We start from the raw sequence: 19242 nt of genomic DNA, 5'->3' as shown, positions 1-19242 counted from the left end.
CGGTAAACGGTTTCCTGCAGACGCAAAAACGGCCCCGTAAAGGGGCCGTTTTGGTTTCAGCACTCAGACGCGCGGCTCAGCCGCCACCTCAAGATTATCAAGCGCCCGATTCACCGCCAGTTCACCCAGCATGATCAATTGCGCAATCCCCAGCAGCACATGCCGATGCGAGCCGTCCACCAGTCCGGCGAAGTCGGCGGCCATGGTTTTGGCCGAGGTCAGGGTTTCGCAGGCGTCGGCCAGCAGTTCTTCGCTGTCGATGCCGGGGGCGATGAGGTAGCGGGTGTTGGGTTTGAGCAGCGGTTTTCTGGGGTGGAACGGATTGAGGTAGTGGTCGAGAGCGCGGTCGGCGGCTTCGTGGAATTTCTTGGAGTCGAGGGTTTCGTAGGGCGAGGTCGGGTCGGTTTCGGGTGGGTTTGGTGTTGGTTTGATCATGATTGAATCTCCAGAGTCATGGAGCCGCCACGATTCGCTGCGATACGAAGAGGTGGCAGCTATACGCGGGTCGCAGACCGGGACTCTAGAACCGGCAGACCCGAGGGTCTCCCACGTACAGCCGCCATAAAACTGGAGGGTGTTGTGCGTCTAGAGATCGCGGGCTGCGAGACCCGATCGCTGATTCGTCAGCGACCGGCAAACAATAGAACCCGCTCCCAAGGCGCACAAGCCGGCGGATTCTGGCGGATGCGTAGGCAATGGCGCAAGTTCGCGTGGTTTGTCGGACGCATCCTTAAACACCTTTAAACCCAAGCCCCGTCACACTCACGGCAGCAACAGATACCCCGCACTCACCGCCAACAGCAACGCCATCACCCGGTTGAACAAGCGCATCCCCGCCGGGTTGCCAAGATAACCGCGCAAGAACGTCCCGGCATACGCCCAACAGCCGACCGACAGATAACAGATCACCAGATACACCGCTGCAAACTGCCACACCAGCCGCGCCTCGCCATCGGCGACAAACGCGCCCATCCCCGCCACGCAGGCCAGCCAGGCCTTGGGATTGAGCCACTGCATCACTGCGCCGTAGAGCATCGACGGCGCCCTGCCCGATTCTCCCGCATTCAACTGGCCGTCATCCATGGCCAGTTTCCAGGCCATGAACAACAGAAATGCCACCCCGGCCAGTTGCACCACGCGGGTCAGCGACGGCCACAGTTTCAGTACTTCATGCAGCCCCAGTCCCATCAACACCAGCAACAGCACAAACCCCAGCGTCGCCCCGGCTACATGCCGCTGGCTGGCACGAAAGCCGAACTGCGCCCCCGAGCTCAATGCCACGATATTCACCGGCCCCGGGGTAATGGACGCGGCCAGGGCAAACGCCGCCATCGACACAATCAGACTCATCGCACACCTGCTTCAAATCGAGGAACAAGGAGCCCACAGTAGCCAGCACACAACGGTCGGTATTGAAGGAAATTACCCCCGCACGCGCAGACCCACTACGCTCTGGCTATGCGATCACTTTTGACCAGGAAGTCTGCCCTCGATGATCTTGATTCTGCTGCCCTGCGCCGATTACGACCCCACCGAAAGCAGCGTGCCCTGGCAGGCCATGCGCGACGCGGGGATCGAGGTACGTTTTGCGACCCCCCAAGGTTTGCCCGCCCACGCCGACCCACGGTTGGTGGACATCGGTTTCGGCCTGTTGAATTCGATGCTGATGACACGCAAGGCCGATCTGGACAGTTACACGCAGATGATCGAGTCCGAAGCGTTCAGGCAGCCGCTGGCGTATGCCGATGTCGACACGAATCGATTCGATGGTCTACTGATCCCCGGCGGGCATGCCAAAGGCATGCGCACGTTGTTGGAATCCACGCAGGCTCAGCAGATCGCCCTGCAATTTTTCAAAGCAGAGAAACCCGTGGCGGCGGTGTGTCATGGCGTGCTGTTGCTGGCGAGGACGCTCGACCCCGATACCGGGCGTTCGGTGCTGTTCGGGCGCAAGGTCACGGCGTTGCTCGCGGCCACCATGGAATTGCCGGCGTGGCTGATGACAGCTGCGTGGCTGGGGCGCTACTACCGCACCTACAAGCAGACCGTCGAAGCGGAAGTGAAAACCGCGCTGGCCAGCAAAACCGACTTCAAACGCGGGCCGCTGATCGCCAAGCGCGATTGTGTGCAGAAACTGCAATCGGGATTTGTGGTGCGCGACGGCCAACTGCTGACGGCGCGCTGGCCCGGCGATTGCCATCGATTCGCCGCCGAGTGGGTGGCCATATTGCAGCCACCCGAGCGCTGATCCGCGTTTCAGTCCAGACGCGGCACGGTGAAGCGGAATTCGCTGCCCTGCCCCGGCTCACTCTCGGCAACGATCTGCCCGCCATGGGCCTCGACGATGCCCTGCGTGATGTACAGACCCAGCCCGGTGCCGGTCGGATTGCCTTCCTTCACCGTCCAGTAACGGTCGAACACGTGCGGCAAGTGATCCTTGGGAATGCCTTCGCCGCTGTCGCGCACCGTGAAGACGATGTCGTCACCGACCGATTTGGCATACACATCGACCGTGCCCAGGCGCGGAGTGAACTTGATCGCGTTGCCGACCAGATTCGACAGCACCTGAAACAACCGCTCGGGGTCGGCATGGATGCTCAGGTCGGGATCGGCCTCGAACGAGATGCTGATGTCCTTGTCCAGCGCCAGCGGCGCCAGCAGCGATTGCGCCTCTTCGAACATCTGCGCGACATCGAGTTTCTGCGGCGCGATGGTGTAGCGGCCGGCGTCGATTTTCGAAGTGTCGAGCAAGTCTTCCAGCAGCGTGTTCATGCGCCCGGCGGCTTGTTGCATGGTGTCGATCGCAGTCGAGATGCGCCGCGAAGTGTGCGGCCCGTCGGAGCTGAAAGCCTTCTGCATCATGCCGCACAGCATCGAGATCACGGTCATCGGGTTGCGCAGGTCGTGGGAAACCACAGCAACCAACTCATCGCGAGCACGCACCGCTTCCTGCTCGCGGCGTACCTGGCGGGCCAGATCGTTTTCCAGGGCCGAGCGACGCAGATCGTTGGCGGCGAACAGATCACCGTGGCTCCACTTGGTGGAAATCCCGTCCATCTCGACCTTCCAGATTTCGAACGAAGTACGCGGCCGCAGACGCAGGCCGGCGTCGGAGTTTTCCAGATCCAGCGGCTTGCGCGGGTCGCCGCTCCAGTTGATGTTCTCTTTGACTTCGGGGCGGAACCACAGCACGCCGTTGTCCACCGGTTTGGGCAGGCTCATGGCGAGCACGCCGCTGGCGACCTGCTGATAGTGCGCGGCTGGCGGGTAGACGCTGGCCAGGTGATGACTGGCAAACACCGGCTCGCCACGCTCCTGCAGCCATTTGTGCAGGGCTCGAATTTCTTCCGGCTCCGGACAGTTGCCGTAACGGTGCAATTGCTTGTCTTCGATGATCGCGATGCCGCCGGCATTGGCCAGCGCCATCAGGACTTGTGGCTGGTTGGCCAGGCCATCGAAGACGTTCTGTGGCGAGTCGATCATCGCCTGATTGAGCAGCGCCAGCGCCTCGACCTTTTCCTCCCGTTGACGGCTGACTTCCAGCGCTTCCATCGCGCTGATCTGCAACGACAGCACCTGGCCGATGGTCTGGCATGCGGTGCGCAACTCGTGCGGCACGTGCAGCGGCTGACGATTGCCGCAACTGATCAGGCCCCAGAGCTTGTCGCCCTTGAGCAGGGAAATGCTCATCGAGGACAGCACGCCCATGTTCTTCATGTACTGGCAGTGGATCGGCGACACGCTGCGCAGCGTCGCGAAACTCAGGTCCAGCGGGGTCTGGGTGTCCGGGCGCAACTTGGGCACCAGCGGCACCGGTTGGTAGTCGGCATTCGGAATGATCCGCAGCCAGTTGGTGCGGTACAGCTCGCGGGCCTGCTCGGGGATGTCCGAGGCCGGGAAAAACAGACCGTTGAAGACTTCCATCGACGGATCGGACGCTTCGGCGATGACCTGACCGTGGCCCTCTTCCTCAAAACGGTAGATCAATACCCGGTCGTAACCGGTCATGGCCTGGATTTCCTTGACGCTGATGTCGTAAAGCGCCTGCAGGCTCTGGGCCTTTTGCAGGCGCGCGAGCATCCGCCCGAGGTGAGTTTCGGTGCCGGCGACATTGCGCGGCTGGAAATTTTCGACGTGGATTTCCAGCTCCAGAATCAGCACATCCTGATGCCGGTGCACCAAGCCCTCGAACGCGGTGCCGTTGAGGCGAAAGTGCAGCGGCGGCGCATCGGACAAGGCCGGTTGCTGCAAGGCCTCGCGAACCTGCGCGGCATGGGTATCGCCGATCAGGCTTTGCAATGGCTGGCCGATCAGTTCTTGTGCCGGTCGGGCGAGCAAGGTCTCGACGTTGGCGCTGATCTGAATGATCGAAAGGTCCGGCTCGCTCAGGGTCAGCAGCAAACCGTGCGGCTGGATCGCGCCGGGAAAGCGGATCGGCTCGTCGGCGCAGTTGGCCAGCAACTCTTCAAAGGCTTCTTTGTCTTGCGGGTTCATACCAGAACCTCCTGACTTTCGAGCCACTGCTCGAAACAACTGAATGTAGTGTGGGCCGCCGCCACGACGGCTTTACGCTCGTCGGTGTCCATCGGGCGACTGCCCAGGTATTCGATGAAATCGAGCCAGCGCCGGCCGGTGGCGGCACCGTAAACGTCCAGAAACGCCGCGCCGTTTTCCGCGCCCAGGCTCAGCCGTGTGGCGATCTCCCGGCGCAGGATTTGCCCGCCGAGGGTTGCACCTTCCAGTACGTACAGCACACCCAGGCACGCGGCGGCGGAGTCGATGACGGGCAACCGGCGGCAGATCGGAAAATCGCCACCATTTGCGCCCAGCGCTTGCAGATCGCGTTGCAGGGTCGGTGCCTTGAGGCGGGAAGCCAGATCAAAATCAGCGGGAATCGCGTCGCTGTCCTGCAGCACGGCTTCCAATGGCTGATAGAAGCCGTAATAGGCGCGCATCAGTCGCTCGAAAGCGTGCAGATCAAGGGTGTCGGAGAAGAAAGGAAGGCGTTTTTCCAGTGCAATGTGCAGTTCGGCCGTGCCGGCGCGCAGATCCTGCAACACCGGTGGTACATGAACCTCGCGGGCCTTTGCTTGCATGTAGTCGCTCGTACAGTGGGCCGCCTGGGGCCATGGGGGAATGGAGAAGCATGGCGCGAAAGCTTACACGGCAATGGTAGTTTCTGACCCGGCAGATGGGATTCTCTGATGAATTCATCAACCTGTGAAGGGTTAAGAGCTGACCGGACGGCAGAAAGTTCGAAGGAATTCACTGCCGATAGTCGCTGTACCGCGACTCTGGCGCCTGACTGTACGGTTCAGGCCCGCACACCCGCGTGATAAAAATACCGCTCCCGTCACCGGAGCCCGCACCATGGATCTCGCCACCCTCTCCCTGTTTCTGCCCGCCTGTTTCGCCCTGAACATGGCACCGGGGCCGAACAATCTGCTGTCGGTCAGCAACGCCACCCGTTACGGCTATCGGCGCGCCTGCGTGGCGGGTGTCGGACGATTGCTGGCGTTTGCCGGGATGATCGCCCTCGCGGCGGCGGGGCTGGCGGTGGTGCTGCAAACGTCCGAGCTGTTGTTCTATGGGATCAAGATTGTTGGCGCGGGGTATCTGTTGTATCTGGCGTGGCAGCTGTGGCGGGCCAATCCTGCCGCCGAAGACGCGGTGACTGCGCCGACGAGCGGGATTCTGGCCCTGGCGCGTCAGGAATTCCTGGTGGCAGCGGGAAATCCAAAAGCAATCCTGATCTTCACCGCATTCCTGCCGCAATTCGTCGACCCGAACCGCGCCATTACTCCGCAGTTCATGCTGCTGGGCGTGCTGTTCCTGCTGCTGGAATGGATCGCCATCAGCGCCTACGCGTATATGGGGCTGCACATGCGCCGCTGGTTCGCCGAGCCGCGCGGCAAACGGATTTTCAACCGTTGCTGCGCGGGGCTGCTGTCGGCAGCGGCTTCGGTGTTGTTGATGGCCAAGCGGGCCTAAGCTTCGGACGGGCCTTTGAGTTCGACCTGATTGCCGTCCGGATCGAAGCAGTACAGCGACAGGCCGTAGCCCTCGGCGCCGAAACGGGTAGCGGCTTTTTCGACGGTCAGGCCGCAGGCTTGCAAATGGCTGACCAGCGCCGCTTCATCGAACGGCTCGATGCGCAGGCAGAAGTGATCGACATTGCGCCGTTCGCTGCCGGCAGCGGCGCCGCCCTTGCGGCCGATTTCGCCGTCGAGGTCGACCAGATCGATCATCGACGTGCCGGCGCGCAGGTGCACCAGACCGAACTTTTCGTTGCGCTTGACCACTTCGGCGCCGAAGACCCGGTCGTAGAAATCAATGCTGCGTTGCAGATCGGCGACGCGCAGCACGATGTGATCGATGTGTTGAATCGTGAACGGTGGCATACCTTCATTTCCCGAGTTGTAGCGACCCGATCACTGTAGTGCAGCGGCCCGAAAATTCACTGTCGATTTTTCGGTGGAGCCATCGAATAACTGGTTTTATCCTCGGCCCATGAACATACAGACCGCTGTCCTGCCCCCTCACGCCGAAATGGTTCGCGCCATGCTCGCAAGCGACACCGCCTATGAAGGCGTGTTCTTCACGGCCGTGAAAACCACCGGGATCTTTTGCCGCCCGACCTGCACGGCGCGCAAGCCGAAACCGGAAAACGTCGAGTTCTTCGCCCACGCTGACGACTGCCTGTCCGCCGGTTATCGCGCCTGTCTGCGCTGCAAACCGCTGGACGCTGCGGCCATCGCTCCGGACTGGGTGCAGCGACTATTGAAAGCCGTCGACGCCGATCCCGAGGTGCGCTGGAGCGATGCGCAATTGCTCGCCGAGGGCATCGAACCGTTGAAGTTGCGGCGCTGGTTCAAACAGCATTTCGGCATGACCTTCCATGCGTGGCTGCGCACGCGCCGGCTCGGTGTGGCATTGGGCGGGATCAAGCAAGGCACGTCCATCGACCACGCGGCGTTCGACTCCGGTTATGAATCCCTCAGTGGTTTTCGCGATGCGTTTCAGAAGTCGTTCCACATCACGCCGGGACGCGCGGCAACCAGCGAGCCGCTGCTGTTCACCCGCCTGACCACCCCGCTGGGGCCGATGATCGCAATGGCCGAGCGTCGAGGGCTGGTACTACTGGAGTTTCTCGACCGTCCGGCGCTGACCCGGGAAGTCGAGGAGCTGCAAAACCGATACGGCTACGTGGTCGCACCGGGGCAGAACGCGCATTTGCAGCAGATCGACAACGAGCTGGCGCTGTACTTCGCCGGCAAGCTGAGCGAATTCAGTGTGCCACTGCACCTGCCCGGCAGCGAGTTTGCCCGGCAGGTCTGGAGCGAACTGCGGCAAATCCCCTACGGCCACACCAGCACTTACGGCGCCATCGCCGCACGCTTGGGCAAACCCGGCGCCAGCCGAGCAGTGGGGCTGGCCAACGGGCACAATCGGCTGTCGATCGTGGTGCCGTGCCATCGGGTGATCGGTGCGGACGGCTCATTGACGGGCTATGGTGGTGGGCAACCGCGCAAGGCGTTTTTGCTCCGGCTGGAAAACGCCGCCGTGCAGCTGACGCAACAACTGGCTTTCTGACAAATCGACACCCACGCCCCTCCCGGCTTTCAAATCAACGGATCACCGAAGTTGCCGATACCCGATCCCTATCAACCGGCCAGCGAGTTTCTGGCCAGCCTCGACGCCGACTGGCAGCGCCACATTGCTGCGGTTGGCCCCTGCCTGCATCAGCCGCATCCGGCGCGCGATCCCTATGAGTCGCTGGTGCGGGCGATTGCCTATCAGCAACTGCATGCCAAGGCTGGCGATGCGATTGTCGGGCGGCTGGTGGGGTTGTTTCCCGGGCAGACGTTTCCGCGTCCGGAGCAGGTTCTGGCGACGGACTTCGACCGATTGCGCAGTTGCGGGTTTTCGGCGGGCAAGATTGCGACGATTCAGGGGATTGCCCAGGCGACTCTGGACGGCGTGGTGCCGGATTACTCGACCGCGCTGGCGATGGAGGATGAGGCGCTGATCGAGCGGTTGGTCAGCCTGCGCGGGGTTGGGCGCTGGACGGTGGAGATGTTGCTGATCTATAGCCTGGAGCGGCCGGATATTCTGCCGGCCGACGATTTTGGGGTGCGCGAGGGGTATCGGCGGTTGAAGGGGCTGGAGGTGCAGCCTGCACGCAAGCAGATGATTGAGATCGGGTTGGCGTGGAGTCCGTTTCGGACGGTGGCGGCGTGGTATTTGTGGCGGGTGCCGAAAAGCCCCTCACCCTAACCCTCTCCCGGAGGGAGAGGGAACCGATCGGGGGATATTGGAGAGCTCCGCCGACCTGAAACATCAACTGTGAATCCATAGGCGCCAAGACGTGAGCGAACCCATAGTTGCCAACACGTTGGTGAATCCATAGTCGCCTCGGTGTTTCAGGTCGATGTATAGCGTAAGACACCTCGGTCGGCTCCCTCTCCCTTTGGGAGAGGGCTGGGGTGAGGGGCTTGGGCTACAGACCGGATTTCAACCGACTGAACGCGCGAATCAAAGCCCGGTTGAACGCCTTGCCATTGTCATTCTTGCTATACAACGAAGCCCTCACCGCCTCCGGCGGATAAGTCCCCGGATCATTACGAATCGCAGGATCGATCAAGCCATCCGCCGCCGTGATCGCATTGGCGTAATGAATCGTATCGGTAATCGGCGCAATCACCTCGGGTGTCATCAAATAATCCATCAATGCCAATCCGGCCTCGGGGTGCGGTGCATCCTTGGGAATGACCATGGCATCAAACCAGATCAGCGTGCCCTCCTTCGGAATCCGGTAATTCAACTTGAACGGTTTTTTCGCCGCTTCAGCCTGACCTGCCGCGATGGCAACGTTGCCGTTCCACGACATCGCCACGCAGGTGTTGCCGTTGGCCAGGTCGCTGATGTTCAGGTCGTTGTCGAAATAGCGGATGTACGGGCGGATCTTCGCCAGCTGCTGTTCGGCGAGTTTCAAGTCGTCGAGGCTCTGACGGTTGATGTCCAGGCCCATGTACTTCATGACTGCCGCGAACACTTCGTTCGGATCGTTGAGCAGGCTCACCCCGCAATCGGCGAATTTCGACACCACTGCCGGATCGAACAGCATCGCCCAGCTATCCCTCGGCGCGTCCGGCAGACGCTGCTTCACAGCTTCATCCTGATAGCCGACGCCGGTGGTGCCCCAGGCGTAGATTCCGGCGTAGCGGTTGCCCGGATCGAACACCGCCATGTGCTGACGGAACTCGTCACCGACCCCGGCAAAGTGCGGGAGCTGCTGCTTGTTCAACGTCTGGATCGCGCCGCTCTCGATGGCCCGCGACAGGTGCTGACCGGCGGTCAGCACCAGGTCGTAACCGCTGCGCCCGGTGAGCAGTTTGGTCTCGACGGTTTCCAGCGAATCGAAGTGATCGGCGACCACCCGAATCCCGGTTTTCGCCTCGAAATTCTTCAGGGTATCCGGGGCCAGGTACTCGCCCCAGATGTACAGGTTGACAACCGGTTTCGCCGTTTCGGCAGCCTGCACACACAGGGGTGCAAGCACCAGCAATAACGCTTTACTCAGTTTGTGCAGGCCCATGGTCAGGCTCCTTTTTTCTGGCCGGCGTATTGCGGCATAGTGATGCACGCGACGTTGCCGCCACCGAGCAGGATTTCCCGGGAGTTCTCGATGCCGACGATCTTGTGCTGCGGGAACAGTTCGGCGAGGGTCGCCAGCGCCACCTGATCGTTGCGATCACCGAACAGCGGCACCACGATCGAGCTGTTGCCGGCGTAGTAGTTGATGTACGACGCACAGATTTTCGTGCCGGCCTGACGGGTGTGGGTGCTGTCCTGCTGATCGAGGCCTTCGGCTTCTTCAGCGGTCCACTCCAGCACGTCCGGTTGCGGCAGTTTGTGCACGATCAGCTCGCGGCCACGGCTGTCGCGGGTGCTGCGCAGGATGTCGTAGGCCTCCTGATAGATTTCCCATTGCGGATCGTCGCGGTTGTCGGTCCATTGCAGCACCACTTCGCCGGGGCGCACGAAGCACGCGAGGTCGTCGACATGGCCGTCGGTTTCGTCGAACTTGCAACCGCGTGGCAGCCAGATCACTTGCTCGGCGCCGAGGTAATCGGTCAGCCGGCGGGTGACTTCGTCCTTGCCCAGGTGCTGGTTGCGATTGCGGTTGAGCAGGCATTGCTCGGTGGTGAGGATGCTGCCCTGACCGTCACTCTGGATACCGCCAAGCTCGGCAATCAATGGCGCGCGATAGCGGTCGAAGCGTTCGATTTCGAGGATCTTGCTGGCGATCTGATCGTCCTTGTCCCACGGGTAGTAGAGCCCGCCGTCGAGGCCGCCGTAGGCGTTGAATTCAAAGTCGACACCACGCACTTCACCGCTCTGGTCGTTGACCACGAAGCACGGGCCGCTGTCGCGGAACCAGGTGTCGTTGCAGGTCATTTCCACCACCCGCACTTGTGGCGGCAACTGGCGGCGGGCCGTGGCGAACTGGGAGGCCGATGCGCAGACCGTCACCGGCTCGCTCTGGGAGATCGCGGTGACAATCTGCACCCAGACTTTCTGTGCAGGCTTGGCGCCGTTGCGCCAGACGTCGGTGCGCTCCGGCCAGCCGAGCCAGCAGCCGGACTTGGCTTCGAATTCGCCGGGCAGACGGAAGCCGTCCTGTTTCGGGGTGGTGTCGAGCAAACGTGCCATGGTCAAACCTCGTCGTCGGGATGGGAATGACCTCAGGCTACGGTCGCGGGCAGTCGGGCCGCCAACGATGATTATTTCGGAACAGTTGAATTCAACTCATCAATCCGCCAGTTGATCGTTGAACCATTCCAGCATCTGCGCCACCGCCGGACGCTCCAGCCGCACCCGCTCGCAGACCAGCGCGTATTGCCCCAGCGCGGTCATGCTGGAGGTGAACGGGCGCACCAGACGCCCGTTCTGCAAATCTTCCTGCGCGGTGAGGTTGTCGCCCATCGCAACGCCCTGCCCTTGTGCCGCCGCTTCCAGCGCCAGACCGGCGTGGGCGAAATACAACTGGCGTTCCGGGCGCAGGTCGCCGGCATGGCTGGTGAGCCACGCGGTCCAGGTCTTGCCGTCCTGATCGTCGTGCAGCAGGCAGTGCCGGGCCAGATCCTTGGGGGTTTTCAGGTTGCCCTGGTTGAACAGCCCGGGGCTGCACACCGGGAAAAACTGCAGCGCCGGCAATGGGCGAACGAAGTACGCGCTGCTGTCCACCGGGCCGGTGCCGTAGGTGATCGCCAGATCAATGTCTTCGCCGGGTGCGGTGGCGTCGATTGGCTGCTCGTAAAGATGCAAGGTGATGTGCGGATAACGCGCGTAGAAATCGGTGAGACGGTTCATCAGCCACTTCTGCGCCAGCTCTGCCGTGACCGCCAGCCGCAACACGGCGAGCGAGGACGGATCGCGCAACTCGTCGCAGGCATCGCGGATCAGTTCGAAGGCCTGTTGCAGGCTCTGCATCAAGCGCCCGGCGGCGATGGTCGGGCGAATCTGTCGGCCCTCGCGGATGAACAGCGACACGCCCAGTTGCTCTTCGAGCTGGCGGATCTGATGGCTGACGGCGCTGTCGGTGACGCACAGCTCAGCGGCGGCGCGGCCGAAATGCGCGTGGCGGGCGGCACACTCGAAAGTTCGCAGGGCGGCCAGGGAAGGTAGTCGGCGCATGGGTGTGGATCCCTTTTTTGCGGACATGCTGACCGGGCTTTTCGCAGGCGTCCATAGCGGCGGCACAGGCAAGAGATTTCTTCTAGGCTGAACCGCACCGACGAAAACACCGGAGGCCACTCATGCACCTCGAAGGCTCCTGCCACTGCGGCGCGGTTTCATTCACCCTCGACAGCGCCCACCCCTACCCTTATCAGCGCTGCTACTGCTCGATCTGCCGCAAGACCCAGGGCGGTGGCGGCTATGCGATCAACCTCGGCGGCGACGCCGCCAGCCTCAAGGTGCGCGGGCGCAAACACATCACGATCTACCACGCGAAAATGAAAGACGAAGGCGATGCCCGCGCCCACCGCAGCAGCGCCGAGCGACACTTCTGCTCGTTGTGCGGCAGCGGACTGTGGCTGTTCAGCCCGGAATGGCCGGAGCTGATCCACCCGTTCGCCTCGGCCATCGACACGCCGCTGCCGGTGCCGCCGGAACACACTCATTTGATGCTCGGTTCGAAGGCACCGTGGGTCGAAGTGCAGGCGAGCAAGAAGGATCAACAATTCGAGGTCTATCCCGAAGAATCCATCGCCCAATGGCATGAACGGCTGGGATTGACCCGATAGCCGTCTTCACAGTCTTCGACAGTTTCCCGGCAAGCGGTTTGCACCTTTTAATCGCGCTCAGAACAGCTCGCTGAACGGAATGAAACGCAGCGGGTCGCCAATCTGCAAGGTGCTGTTCTCGGGGATTTCCACCAGTCCATCGGCCCAGGTCGCGCCGAGCAGAACCCCGGAACTCTGGTTCGGATACAGCGCCGCCTGCCCGCCCTCCAGACGTACCCGCAGGTACTCGCGACGACTGCCGGGTTTCGGCCAGTCGAAGCCGACGTTGACCGTGAAGCTCAGCGGCATCACCTCTTCCACGCCTTGAATGCGCAGTAGGTACGGGCGCGCCAGCAAGCCGAAGGTCACCAGCGCCGAGGTCGGATTGCCCGGCAGGCCGATCACCGGCACCGAGCCGAAATGGCCGACCGTCAGCGGTTTTCCGGGTTTGATCGCGAGTTTCCACAGCAGCGGTTTACCGTTGTCACGCAGCACCTGACCGAGGCAGTCGGCATCACCGGCAGACACGCCGCCCGTAGTCAGAATCAGATCGGCTGCCACTTGCAGTTGCTCGAGTTTGAGCCGGGTCTGCGCCGGGCGATCGGGCAGAATCCCGGCGTCGATCACTTCGCAACCCAGTTCGCGCAACCAGTGGTCGAGCAAAGTGCGGTTGCTGTTGTAAATGCTGCCGGGGCGCAGCGGTTGCCCTGGTTCCACCAGTTCATCCCCGGTCGAGAGCAACGCCACGCGCGGACGACGCACCACCGGCAAATGGGTCATGCCCTGCCCTGCGGCGACGGCCAGTTCGAACGGGCCGAGGCGTTTGCCGGCGCGCAGCAAGGTGTCGCCGACGCGGTTTTCCTGGCCCTGGGCGCGGATGTTCTGCCCGACCTTCAGCGGTTGCAGGAAACGGACGCGGCCGTCTTCAAGCACCTCAACGTTTTCCTGCATCTCCACGCAATTGGCGCCCATGGGCAACGGCGCACCGGTGAAAATCCTTGCGCAGGTGCCGGATAGCAAGGCGTCCGGCGCCATCCCGGCATAGACCCGTTGCGACACGCTCAACGGCTGGCGATGCAGGTCGGCAAGGTTGAAGGCGTAACCGTCCATGGCGCTGTTCGGCCACGGCGGCAGATCGAGGGTGGCGACCAGATCGCTCGCCAGCACGCGTCCGCGCGCTTCATTGAGCGGCACCGATTCGCTGTCCGGCAGACGTTGTTCATCAGCCATCGCCAACAGTTGGTCAAGGGCGTCCTCGACCGGCATCAAACCCGGCTTGCTCATCCGCGCGGCCCGCAGGCTTGCACCGGTTTGAGGTGCGGAACGAAGTTGCACGGGCGATGACGGTTATCCAGTTGTTCGGCGAGGATGCCTTCCCACGCGGTGCGGCAAGCGCCGGTGGAACCCGGCAGGCAGCACACCAGCGTGCCGTTGGACAGGCCGGCCAGCGCACGGCTTTGTACGGTCGAGGTGCCGATGTCGAGAATCGAGATGGCGCGGAACAGTTCACCGAAACCGTCGATCTGCTTGTCCAGCAGGCAGGCCACGGCTTCCGGGGTGCTGTCACGCCCGGTGAAACCGGTGCCACCGGTGATCAGCACCACTTGAATGCCGTCGTCGGCGATCCACTGCGCGACCTGGGCGCGGATCTTGTACAGGTCGTCCTTGAGCAGGTTGCGTTCGCTCAAGGTGTGGCCGGCCTCCAGCAGGCGGCTGACCAGCAACTGGCCGGAGGTATCGCTGGCGTAATCGCGGGTATCGCTGACCGTCAGCACGGCAATATTCAGGGGAACGAACAAGGCATCCGATTTCACACTCATGGCACTCTCCGGCCGTCGTCAATTCAATGGGTGACGAGCCTAAGTGCCGCCTGCGAGGACTGTCTAATCACTCTGGCCAACCACACTATCGACCTGCTCTATCGGTGATTTTTTTCAGCCCCTCGACCACTGTCCGGCCCAATGAAACCGGGCGTCATCGAAATCCTCGATAGGCTCTTAGACACTGCCGATTGGACGAAAAAAACCATCAGTGGGATCGTCGATCCCTGCGCTTTCCGTGCACCGTACGCATCTGCGTCAATACTCAATCAAAATTCCTTATCGAGCAGGTGCCGTCGTGGACATCAAACAACTCAAGTTCCTGATCGCGCTGGACGAAACCCGCCACTTCGGCCAGGCCGCCGCGCGTTGCCACATCACCCAGCCGACCCTGTCGATGCGCCTGCGCAATCTGGAAGACGAGCTGGATCTGGTGCTGGTCAATCGCGGCCAGCGCTTCGAAGGGTTCACCCAGGCCGGCGAGCGCGTACTGGCCTGGGCCCGCACGTTGCTGGCCGCCCACGACGGGCTGTTTGCCGAAGCGGCGGCCTGCCGGGGGCAACTGGTGGGTAGCCTGCGCCTGGGGCTGGTGCCGCTGAGCAACTTCAATCCGGTGAATTACATTCAGGGTTTGTCCGGGACTTATCCGGAGCTGAAGTACAGCCTGTCGTCGCTGAGTTCGGACGAGATCATCGAGGGCCTGGGCAACAATCAGCTGGACCTGGGCGTGTGTTATCTGGACCACGTCAACCCGAACTATTTCGAGTTTTTCGAGATTGGCGAGACCCGCGTCGGCCTGCTCTACGACACCCGCCACTTCCATTTCGAAGGCCCGGAAATGAGCTGGGAAGACGCCGCCGAACTGCCGCTGGGGATGATCACCACCGGCATGCACTACCGCAAATCCATCGACCTGAGTTTCCGCAGTCGCGGGTTGAATCCGCAGCCGATCCTGGAAAGCGACTCGACCTATCAACTGCTGCAGGCGATTCACCAGGGCTTCTGCTGCTCGATCATGCCGCTGGACAGCGGGCTGAAAGAGCCGATCGAACACCTGGCCTTCATCAACCTGCCGGATGCCAGCGTACTCGCGCCGCTGGGGCTGGTGATGCGCAAGACCGAACCGCGCTCGGCGATTGCCGAGAAGTGTTTTGCCGAGGCGCGCAAGATGTTCGGAATCGAGGCGCCTGCCGAATAAATGTGTTGAATGTCAGGCCGCCATCGCTGGCAAGCCAGCTCCCACAGTGATTGAGTTAGTCACAAATTCTGTGTTTGACACGAAACCTTGTGGGAGCTGGCTTGCCAGCGATGAGGCCTTATCAGTCAACACCTATTCTCGGCCTGAAAGCGGTCATCGACCAATCCAATCACTGCATCGGAACAAGCGATTGGACGCACTTTTCCCTGCCCCGTAGCCTGAACCCACTTCAGCGCTTCGGGGATTTTCAGGATGCTGTGCCAAGTTGAACAACTCATCGAACCGGGCGACGCCAACGCCCCCGCGCCACAACCGGCGCAAGTGGCTTATCGCGAATACCTGGACGACGCGCCAGTGTCCCACGCGGCGCTGGCGGCGGAAATCGCCCTGGCCATCAGCTACAACGGCCTGAATCAGGCGGTGATGATGGTCTCGCCGGGCAACATCGAGGACTTCATTCGCGGGTTCAGCCTGAGCAACGCCATCGTCGACCGCCTCGACGATATCCACGACATCCGCCTGACCCATTTCGACCAGGCCTGCCAGGCCGACGTGCAGATTTCCAGCCGTGCGTTCTGGGCTCTGAAAGATCACCGGCGGCAGATGGCGGGCACCAGCGGTTGCGGCCTCTGCGGTGTGGAAGCCCTTGAGCAGGCGCTGCCGCAACTGGAGATCCTGACCCCGACACCGTTGCCACCGGCCGCGCATTTCAACGGCATCCGCCAGCGCATCGAGCAGGCCCAGCAACTGGCCCGCAGCAGCGGTGCCCTGCACGCGGCGCTGTACTTCGGCGCCGACGGCGAAGCGCTGTTGTGCCGCGAAGACATCGGCCGCCACAACGCCCTCGACAAGCTGATCGGCGCACTGCAGTTCGAAGGCCTCGATGCGCGTCAGGGTTTCGTCGTGGTCACCAGCCGTTGCAGCCTCGAACTGATCCACAAAGCCGTGCGCGCCCGCCTCGGCACCCTCGTCAGCCTGTCCGCCCCCACCGCGCTGACCGTGCGCTGGGCGCTCAAGCACCGCCTGAACCTGATCCACGTTCCGCACCGCAATGCCCCGCGAATCTACAGCCCGATCCAGGAGCCCACCGCATGAGCAACACCCTCACCCACCTCGACGAACAGGGCCGCGCCAACATGGTCGACGTCAGCGACAAAACCGCGACCCGCCGTGAAGCCACCGCCCAGGCCTGGGTGCAGATGCGCCCGGAAACCCTGCAAATGATCCAGTCCAACGGCCACCCCAAGGGCGATGTGTTCGCCGTGGCGCGGATCGCCGGGATTCAGGCCGCCAAGCGCACCTACGAGTTGATTCCGCTGTGTCATGCGCTGCTGCTCAGTTCGATCCACGTCGAGCTCAAGGCCTGCGAGCCGGACCGCGTGCAGATCACCAGTACCTGCCGCCTCACCGGCCAGACCGGCGTCGAACTCGAAGCCCTGACCGCCGCCAGCGTCGCCGCGCTGACCATCTATGACATGTGCAAAGCGGTGGACCGGGCGATGGTGATCGGCGATATCCGCCTGCTCAGCAAACAGGGCGGCCGCTCCGGCCACTTTCAATGGGAGAACCCGCAATGATTCTGATCAACTACTTCGCCAGCTACCGTGACCGGCTCAATCTGGGCGGTGAAAAGATTCCGGCCAGCGACACCCTCGCCTGTGTTGAAGACGTGCGGCAGATGCTGATGCAACGTGGCGATGTGTGGCGTGAAGTGCTCGGCGCCGGCAACCTGATGTGCGCGGTGAATCAGGAGCTGTGTCAGCCGGATCAGGCGATCGAGGATTTCGACGAGATCGCGTTTTTCCCGCCGGTCACGGGGGGTTGAGGCATGGGTGTTCGAGTCCAGCGTAAAGGCTTCGATGCCGGTCAGTTGATTGCCGACCTGCATGCGCGCAATCCACGGGTGGGCGCGGTGGTGAACTTCATTGGTTATGTGCGGGATCTGAACGTCGGGCAGTCGGTGACCGAACTGTTTCTGGAGCACTATCCGGGCATGACCGAGAAGGCTCTGGAGCATATTGCCGAACAGGCCCGCGAGCGTTGGCCGCTGATGGCGGTGGAGATTGTGCATCGGGTCGGCGCATTGTCGGTGACCGAGCCGATCGTGTTTGTTGGCGTCAGCAGCAAGCATCGGCATGCGGCGTTTGAAGCCTGTGCGTTCATCATGGATGTGCTGAAAACGCGTGCGCCGTTCTGGAAGCGTGAGACTACCCAGGAGGGTTCGCATTGGGTCGAGGCGCGGGAGAGTGATCAGGATGCGGCGGTTCGCTGGAGTCTGGCGCATGCCTGACCGGGTACTGTCGAATGCGACAAAAGCCTGATTAGATAGCAGCTTCCGCCGATCGAACGTGGAGCCACACTTGAGCCAGACACCAAAGGACTTGTCCCGTCCTCAACCCATCACCTTGCGCCAAGCCTGGCCGTTCTGGCTCAAACTCGGCTGCATCGGCTTCGGCGGGCCCGCCGGGCAGATCGCGATCATGCATCAGGAACTGGTGGAGCGTCGGCGCTGGATTTCCGAGCGGCGCTTCCTGCATGCGCTCAACTACTGCATGTTGCTGCCGGGCCCCGAGGCCCAACAACTGGCGACTTACATCGGCTGGCTGCTGCACCGAACCCCTGGCGGCATATTGGCCGGAGTGCTGTTTGTATTGCCTTCGCTGCTGATTCTGATCGCTCTGTCGTGGGTCTACATCGCGTTCGGCGACGTGCCAGCGGTGGCCGGAGTGTTTTACGGAATCAAACCGGCGGTGACCGCGATTGTGCTGCACGCGGCCCATCGCATCGGCTCCCGAGCCTTGAAGAACAGCTGGCTGTGGGCGATCGCCGGGGCGGCGTTCGTGGCGATTTTTGCCTTCAACGTACCGTTCCCGCTGATCGTGCTCGGCGCGGCATTGATCGGCTATTTCGGCGGACGCTGGGCGCCGCAGCGCTTCAGCAACGGCGGCCATCGCGGCGGCGAAAAATCCTTCGGCCCGGCGCTGATCGATGACGACACACCGCCGCCCGAGCATGCGCGGTTCCGATTGCCGAGGCTGCTGCGTCTGGCGCTGATCGGTGCGTTGCTGTGGTGCCTGCCGATGGCGTTGCTGACCGCGTTGTTCGGTTGGGACGGCACCTTCACGCAGATGGGCTGGTTCTTCACCAAAGCGGCGCTGCTCACCTTCGGCGGCGCTTACGCTGTGCTGCCTTACGTGTATCAGGGCGCGGTCGGACATTACGGCTGGCTGACGCCAACGCAGATGATCGACGGCCTGGCCTTGGGCGAAACCACGCCGGGGCCGCTGATCATGGTGGTGGCGTTTGTCGGGTTCGTCGGGGCCTATGTGCAACCGACATTCGGCCCGGAACATGCGTTCGCCGCCGGCGCGCTGGCCGCGACGCTGGTGACCTGGTTCACCTTTCTGCCCTCGTTCCTGTTCATCCTCGCTGGCGGCCCGTTGGTGGAGTCGACGCACAACGAACTGAAATTCACTGCGCCACTGACCGCGATCACGGCAGCGGTGGTCGGGGTGATCCTCAATCTGGCGTGTTTCTTTGCTTGGCACGTGTTCTGGCCCAATGGATTCGCCGGGCAACCGGACGTTTTCTCGATCCTGCTGGCCCTGGCTGCCGCCGTCGCCCTGTTCTTTTTCAAGCGCAGCGTGATCGAGGTGTTGATCGTTTGCGCCCTCGTCGGGCTGGGGTTTTACCTGCTGCGCTGAACCGGGGTGCACGCCACCGCTCGCGGAATCAGGCGTTTACTTATCCGGGGATTCCCCCTTACTATCCAGCCACACCGGCATGGCGGGACACTCCCGCCGCCGACGTTTTCCGCCAACGGAAACACGCGTCATGAGCACGTCACTCCAACAATCAGAATCGTTGAACGGCTCTGCACTGTGCGCCCTCCTTCACAGGGGCCGCGCATGAATCGCATCGTCAATCTCCCCAT

Annotated in this window: 21 protein-coding genes; 11 read left to right on the top strand and 10 right to left on the bottom strand. The window is 62.3% G+C overall.

Features of this window, described 5'->3' with window-relative positions:
* Positions 1–63: 63 nt before the first annotated feature.
* Both CAF74_RS26560 and CAF74_RS26555 read right to left on the bottom strand, forming a co-directional pair.
* On the bottom strand, positions 64–435 hold the full coding sequence (locus CAF74_RS26560) for a DUF6124 family protein (RefSeq protein WP_085748313.1): 372 nt from the start codon (positions 433–435) through the stop codon (positions 64–66).
* A 327-nt stretch (positions 436–762) separates the two neighbouring features.
* Positions 763–1350: a LysE family translocator gene (locus tag CAF74_RS26555; protein ID WP_085748312.1), complete on the bottom strand. Its 588-nt coding sequence runs from the start codon at positions 1348–1350 to the stop codon at positions 763–765.
* A gap of 142 nt (positions 1351–1492) precedes the next feature.
* Here CAF74_RS26555 and CAF74_RS26550 point away from each other — a divergent pair, with 142 nt between their 5' ends.
* Complete coding sequence (locus tag CAF74_RS26550; RefSeq protein WP_085748311.1) at positions 1493–2248, top strand: type 1 glutamine amidotransferase domain-containing protein; 756 nt, start codon at positions 1493–1495, stop codon at positions 2246–2248.
* Positions 2249–2256: 8 nt separating this feature from the next.
* Here the strand turns inward: CAF74_RS26550 and CAF74_RS26545 are convergent, their stop codons facing one another.
* Both CAF74_RS26545 and CAF74_RS26540 read right to left on the bottom strand, forming a co-directional pair.
* Positions 2257–4494, bottom strand: a complete 2238-nt coding sequence (locus tag CAF74_RS26545) for an ATP-binding protein (RefSeq protein WP_085748310.1) — start codon at positions 4492–4494, stop codon at positions 2257–2259.
* Complete coding sequence (locus CAF74_RS26540) at positions 4491–5096, bottom strand: biliverdin-producing heme oxygenase (RefSeq protein WP_085748309.1); 606 nt, start codon at positions 5094–5096, stop codon at positions 4491–4493. The genes CAF74_RS26545 and CAF74_RS26540 overlap by 4 nt, the downstream gene beginning before the upstream one ends.
* Positions 5097–5370: 274 nt before the next feature.
* Between CAF74_RS26540 and CAF74_RS26535 the strand changes: the two genes are divergently transcribed.
* A complete protein-coding gene (locus CAF74_RS26535; RefSeq protein WP_085748308.1) occupies positions 5371–5991 on the top strand; it encodes a LysE family translocator in 621 nt (206 codons plus the stop codon).
* Here the strand turns inward: CAF74_RS26535 and CAF74_RS26530 are convergent.
* A complete protein-coding gene (locus CAF74_RS26530; protein ID WP_039770856.1) occupies positions 5988–6401 on the bottom strand; it encodes a VOC family protein in 414 nt (137 codons plus the stop codon). The two genes, CAF74_RS26535 and CAF74_RS26530, sit on opposite strands and share 4 nt — an antisense overlap.
* Before the next feature lie 109 nt (positions 6402–6510).
* Between CAF74_RS26530 and CAF74_RS26525 the strand changes: the two genes are divergently transcribed.
* Together CAF74_RS26525 and CAF74_RS26520 are read left to right on the top strand one after the other, a co-directional pair.
* Complete coding sequence (locus CAF74_RS26525; RefSeq protein WP_085748307.1) at positions 6511–7593, top strand: bifunctional transcriptional activator/DNA repair enzyme AdaA; 1083 nt, start codon at positions 6511–6513, stop codon at positions 7591–7593.
* Positions 7594–7650: 57 nt separating this feature from the next.
* Positions 7651–8277 carry a DNA-3-methyladenine glycosylase gene (locus CAF74_RS26520; protein ID WP_085748316.1) on the top strand — a complete coding sequence of 209 codons (627 nt, stop codon included), beginning with the start codon at positions 7651–7653 and terminating at the stop codon, positions 8275–8277.
* Between the two features lie 223 nt (positions 8278–8500).
* Here CAF74_RS26520 and CAF74_RS26515 read toward each other — a convergent pair whose 3' ends face one another.
* The 3 genes from CAF74_RS26515 to CAF74_RS26505 all read right to left on the bottom strand — a co-directional run bounded on the left by CAF74_RS26515 (position 8501) and on the right by CAF74_RS26505 (position 11700).
* A complete protein-coding gene (locus CAF74_RS26515) occupies positions 8501–9598 on the bottom strand; it encodes an extracellular solute-binding protein (protein ID WP_085748306.1) in 1098 nt (365 codons plus the stop codon).
* A gap of 2 nt (positions 9599–9600) precedes the next feature.
* Positions 9601–10716 carry an agmatine deiminase gene (gene aguA / locus CAF74_RS26510; protein WP_085748305.1) on the bottom strand — a complete coding sequence of 372 codons (1116 nt, stop codon included), beginning with the start codon at positions 10714–10716 and terminating at the stop codon, positions 9601–9603.
* 99 nt (positions 10717–10815) lie between these two features.
* Complete coding sequence (locus CAF74_RS26505; RefSeq protein WP_085748304.1) at positions 10816–11700, bottom strand: LysR substrate-binding domain-containing protein; 885 nt, start codon at positions 11698–11700, stop codon at positions 10816–10818.
* Positions 11701–11822: 122 nt separating this feature from the next.
* Here CAF74_RS26505 and CAF74_RS26500 point away from each other — a divergent pair, with 122 nt between their 5' ends.
* Complete coding sequence (locus tag CAF74_RS26500; RefSeq protein WP_085748303.1) at positions 11823–12311, top strand: GFA family protein; 489 nt, start codon at positions 11823–11825, stop codon at positions 12309–12311.
* A gap of 57 nt (positions 12312–12368) precedes the next feature.
* Here the strand turns inward: CAF74_RS26500 and glp are convergent, their stop codons facing one another.
* Both glp and moaB read right to left on the bottom strand, forming a co-directional pair.
* Positions 12369–13574, bottom strand: coding sequence for a gephyrin-like molybdotransferase Glp (glp, locus tag CAF74_RS26495; RefSeq protein WP_085748302.1), 1206 nt, complete (start codon positions 13572–13574; stop codon positions 12369–12371).
* Positions 13571–14110 (bottom strand): molybdenum cofactor biosynthesis protein B, encoded by a 540-nt coding sequence (gene moaB / locus CAF74_RS26490; RefSeq protein WP_039770868.1) that lies wholly within the window; start codon positions 14108–14110, stop codon positions 13571–13573. The genes glp and moaB overlap by 4 nt, the downstream gene beginning before the upstream one ends.
* A 298-nt stretch (positions 14111–14408) precedes the next feature.
* On the opposite strand from moaB, the gene CAF74_RS26485 reads away from it, so the two are divergent.
* The 6 genes from CAF74_RS26485 to chrA all read left to right on the top strand — a co-directional run bounded on the left by CAF74_RS26485 (position 14409) and on the right by chrA (position 19012).
* Positions 14409–15308: a LysR family transcriptional regulator gene (locus CAF74_RS26485; protein ID WP_085748301.1), complete on the top strand. Its 900-nt coding sequence runs from the start codon at positions 14409–14411 to the stop codon at positions 15306–15308.
* A 252-nt stretch (positions 15309–15560) separates the two neighbouring features.
* A complete protein-coding gene (gene fdhD / locus CAF74_RS26480) occupies positions 15561–16403 on the top strand; it encodes a formate dehydrogenase accessory sulfurtransferase FdhD (RefSeq protein ID WP_085748300.1) in 843 nt (280 codons plus the stop codon).
* Entirely contained in the window at positions 16400–16885 is a 486-nt protein-coding gene (moaC, locus tag CAF74_RS26475) for a cyclic pyranopterin monophosphate synthase MoaC (RefSeq protein WP_085748299.1), read from the top strand. The genes fdhD and moaC overlap by 4 nt, the downstream gene beginning before the upstream one ends.
* Entirely contained in the window at positions 16882–17133 is a 252-nt protein-coding gene (locus CAF74_RS26470; RefSeq protein ID WP_007957033.1) for a MoaD/ThiS family protein, read from the top strand. The genes moaC and CAF74_RS26470 overlap by 4 nt, the downstream gene beginning before the upstream one ends.
* A 3-nt stretch (positions 17134–17136) precedes the next feature.
* Positions 17137–17598, top strand: coding sequence for a molybdopterin synthase catalytic subunit MoaE (moaE, locus tag CAF74_RS26465; protein WP_085748298.1), 462 nt, complete (start codon positions 17137–17139; stop codon positions 17596–17598).
* Positions 17599–17668: 70 nt separating this feature from the next.
* Positions 17669–19012, top strand: a complete 1344-nt coding sequence (gene chrA, locus CAF74_RS26460) for a chromate efflux transporter (protein WP_085748297.1) — start codon at positions 17669–17671, stop codon at positions 19010–19012.
* Positions 19013–19242: the final 230 nt, after the last annotated feature.

Origin of the sequence: Pseudomonas sp. R45(2017), assembly GCF_002112305.1 — a bacterium.
GTDB classification, from domain to species: domain Bacteria; phylum Pseudomonadota; class Gammaproteobacteria; order Pseudomonadales; family Pseudomonadaceae; genus Aquipseudomonas; species Aquipseudomonas paraglycinae.
The sequence above is the reverse complement of the archived record's forward strand: the minus strand, read 5'-3'. Positions and strand labels throughout refer to the sequence as shown.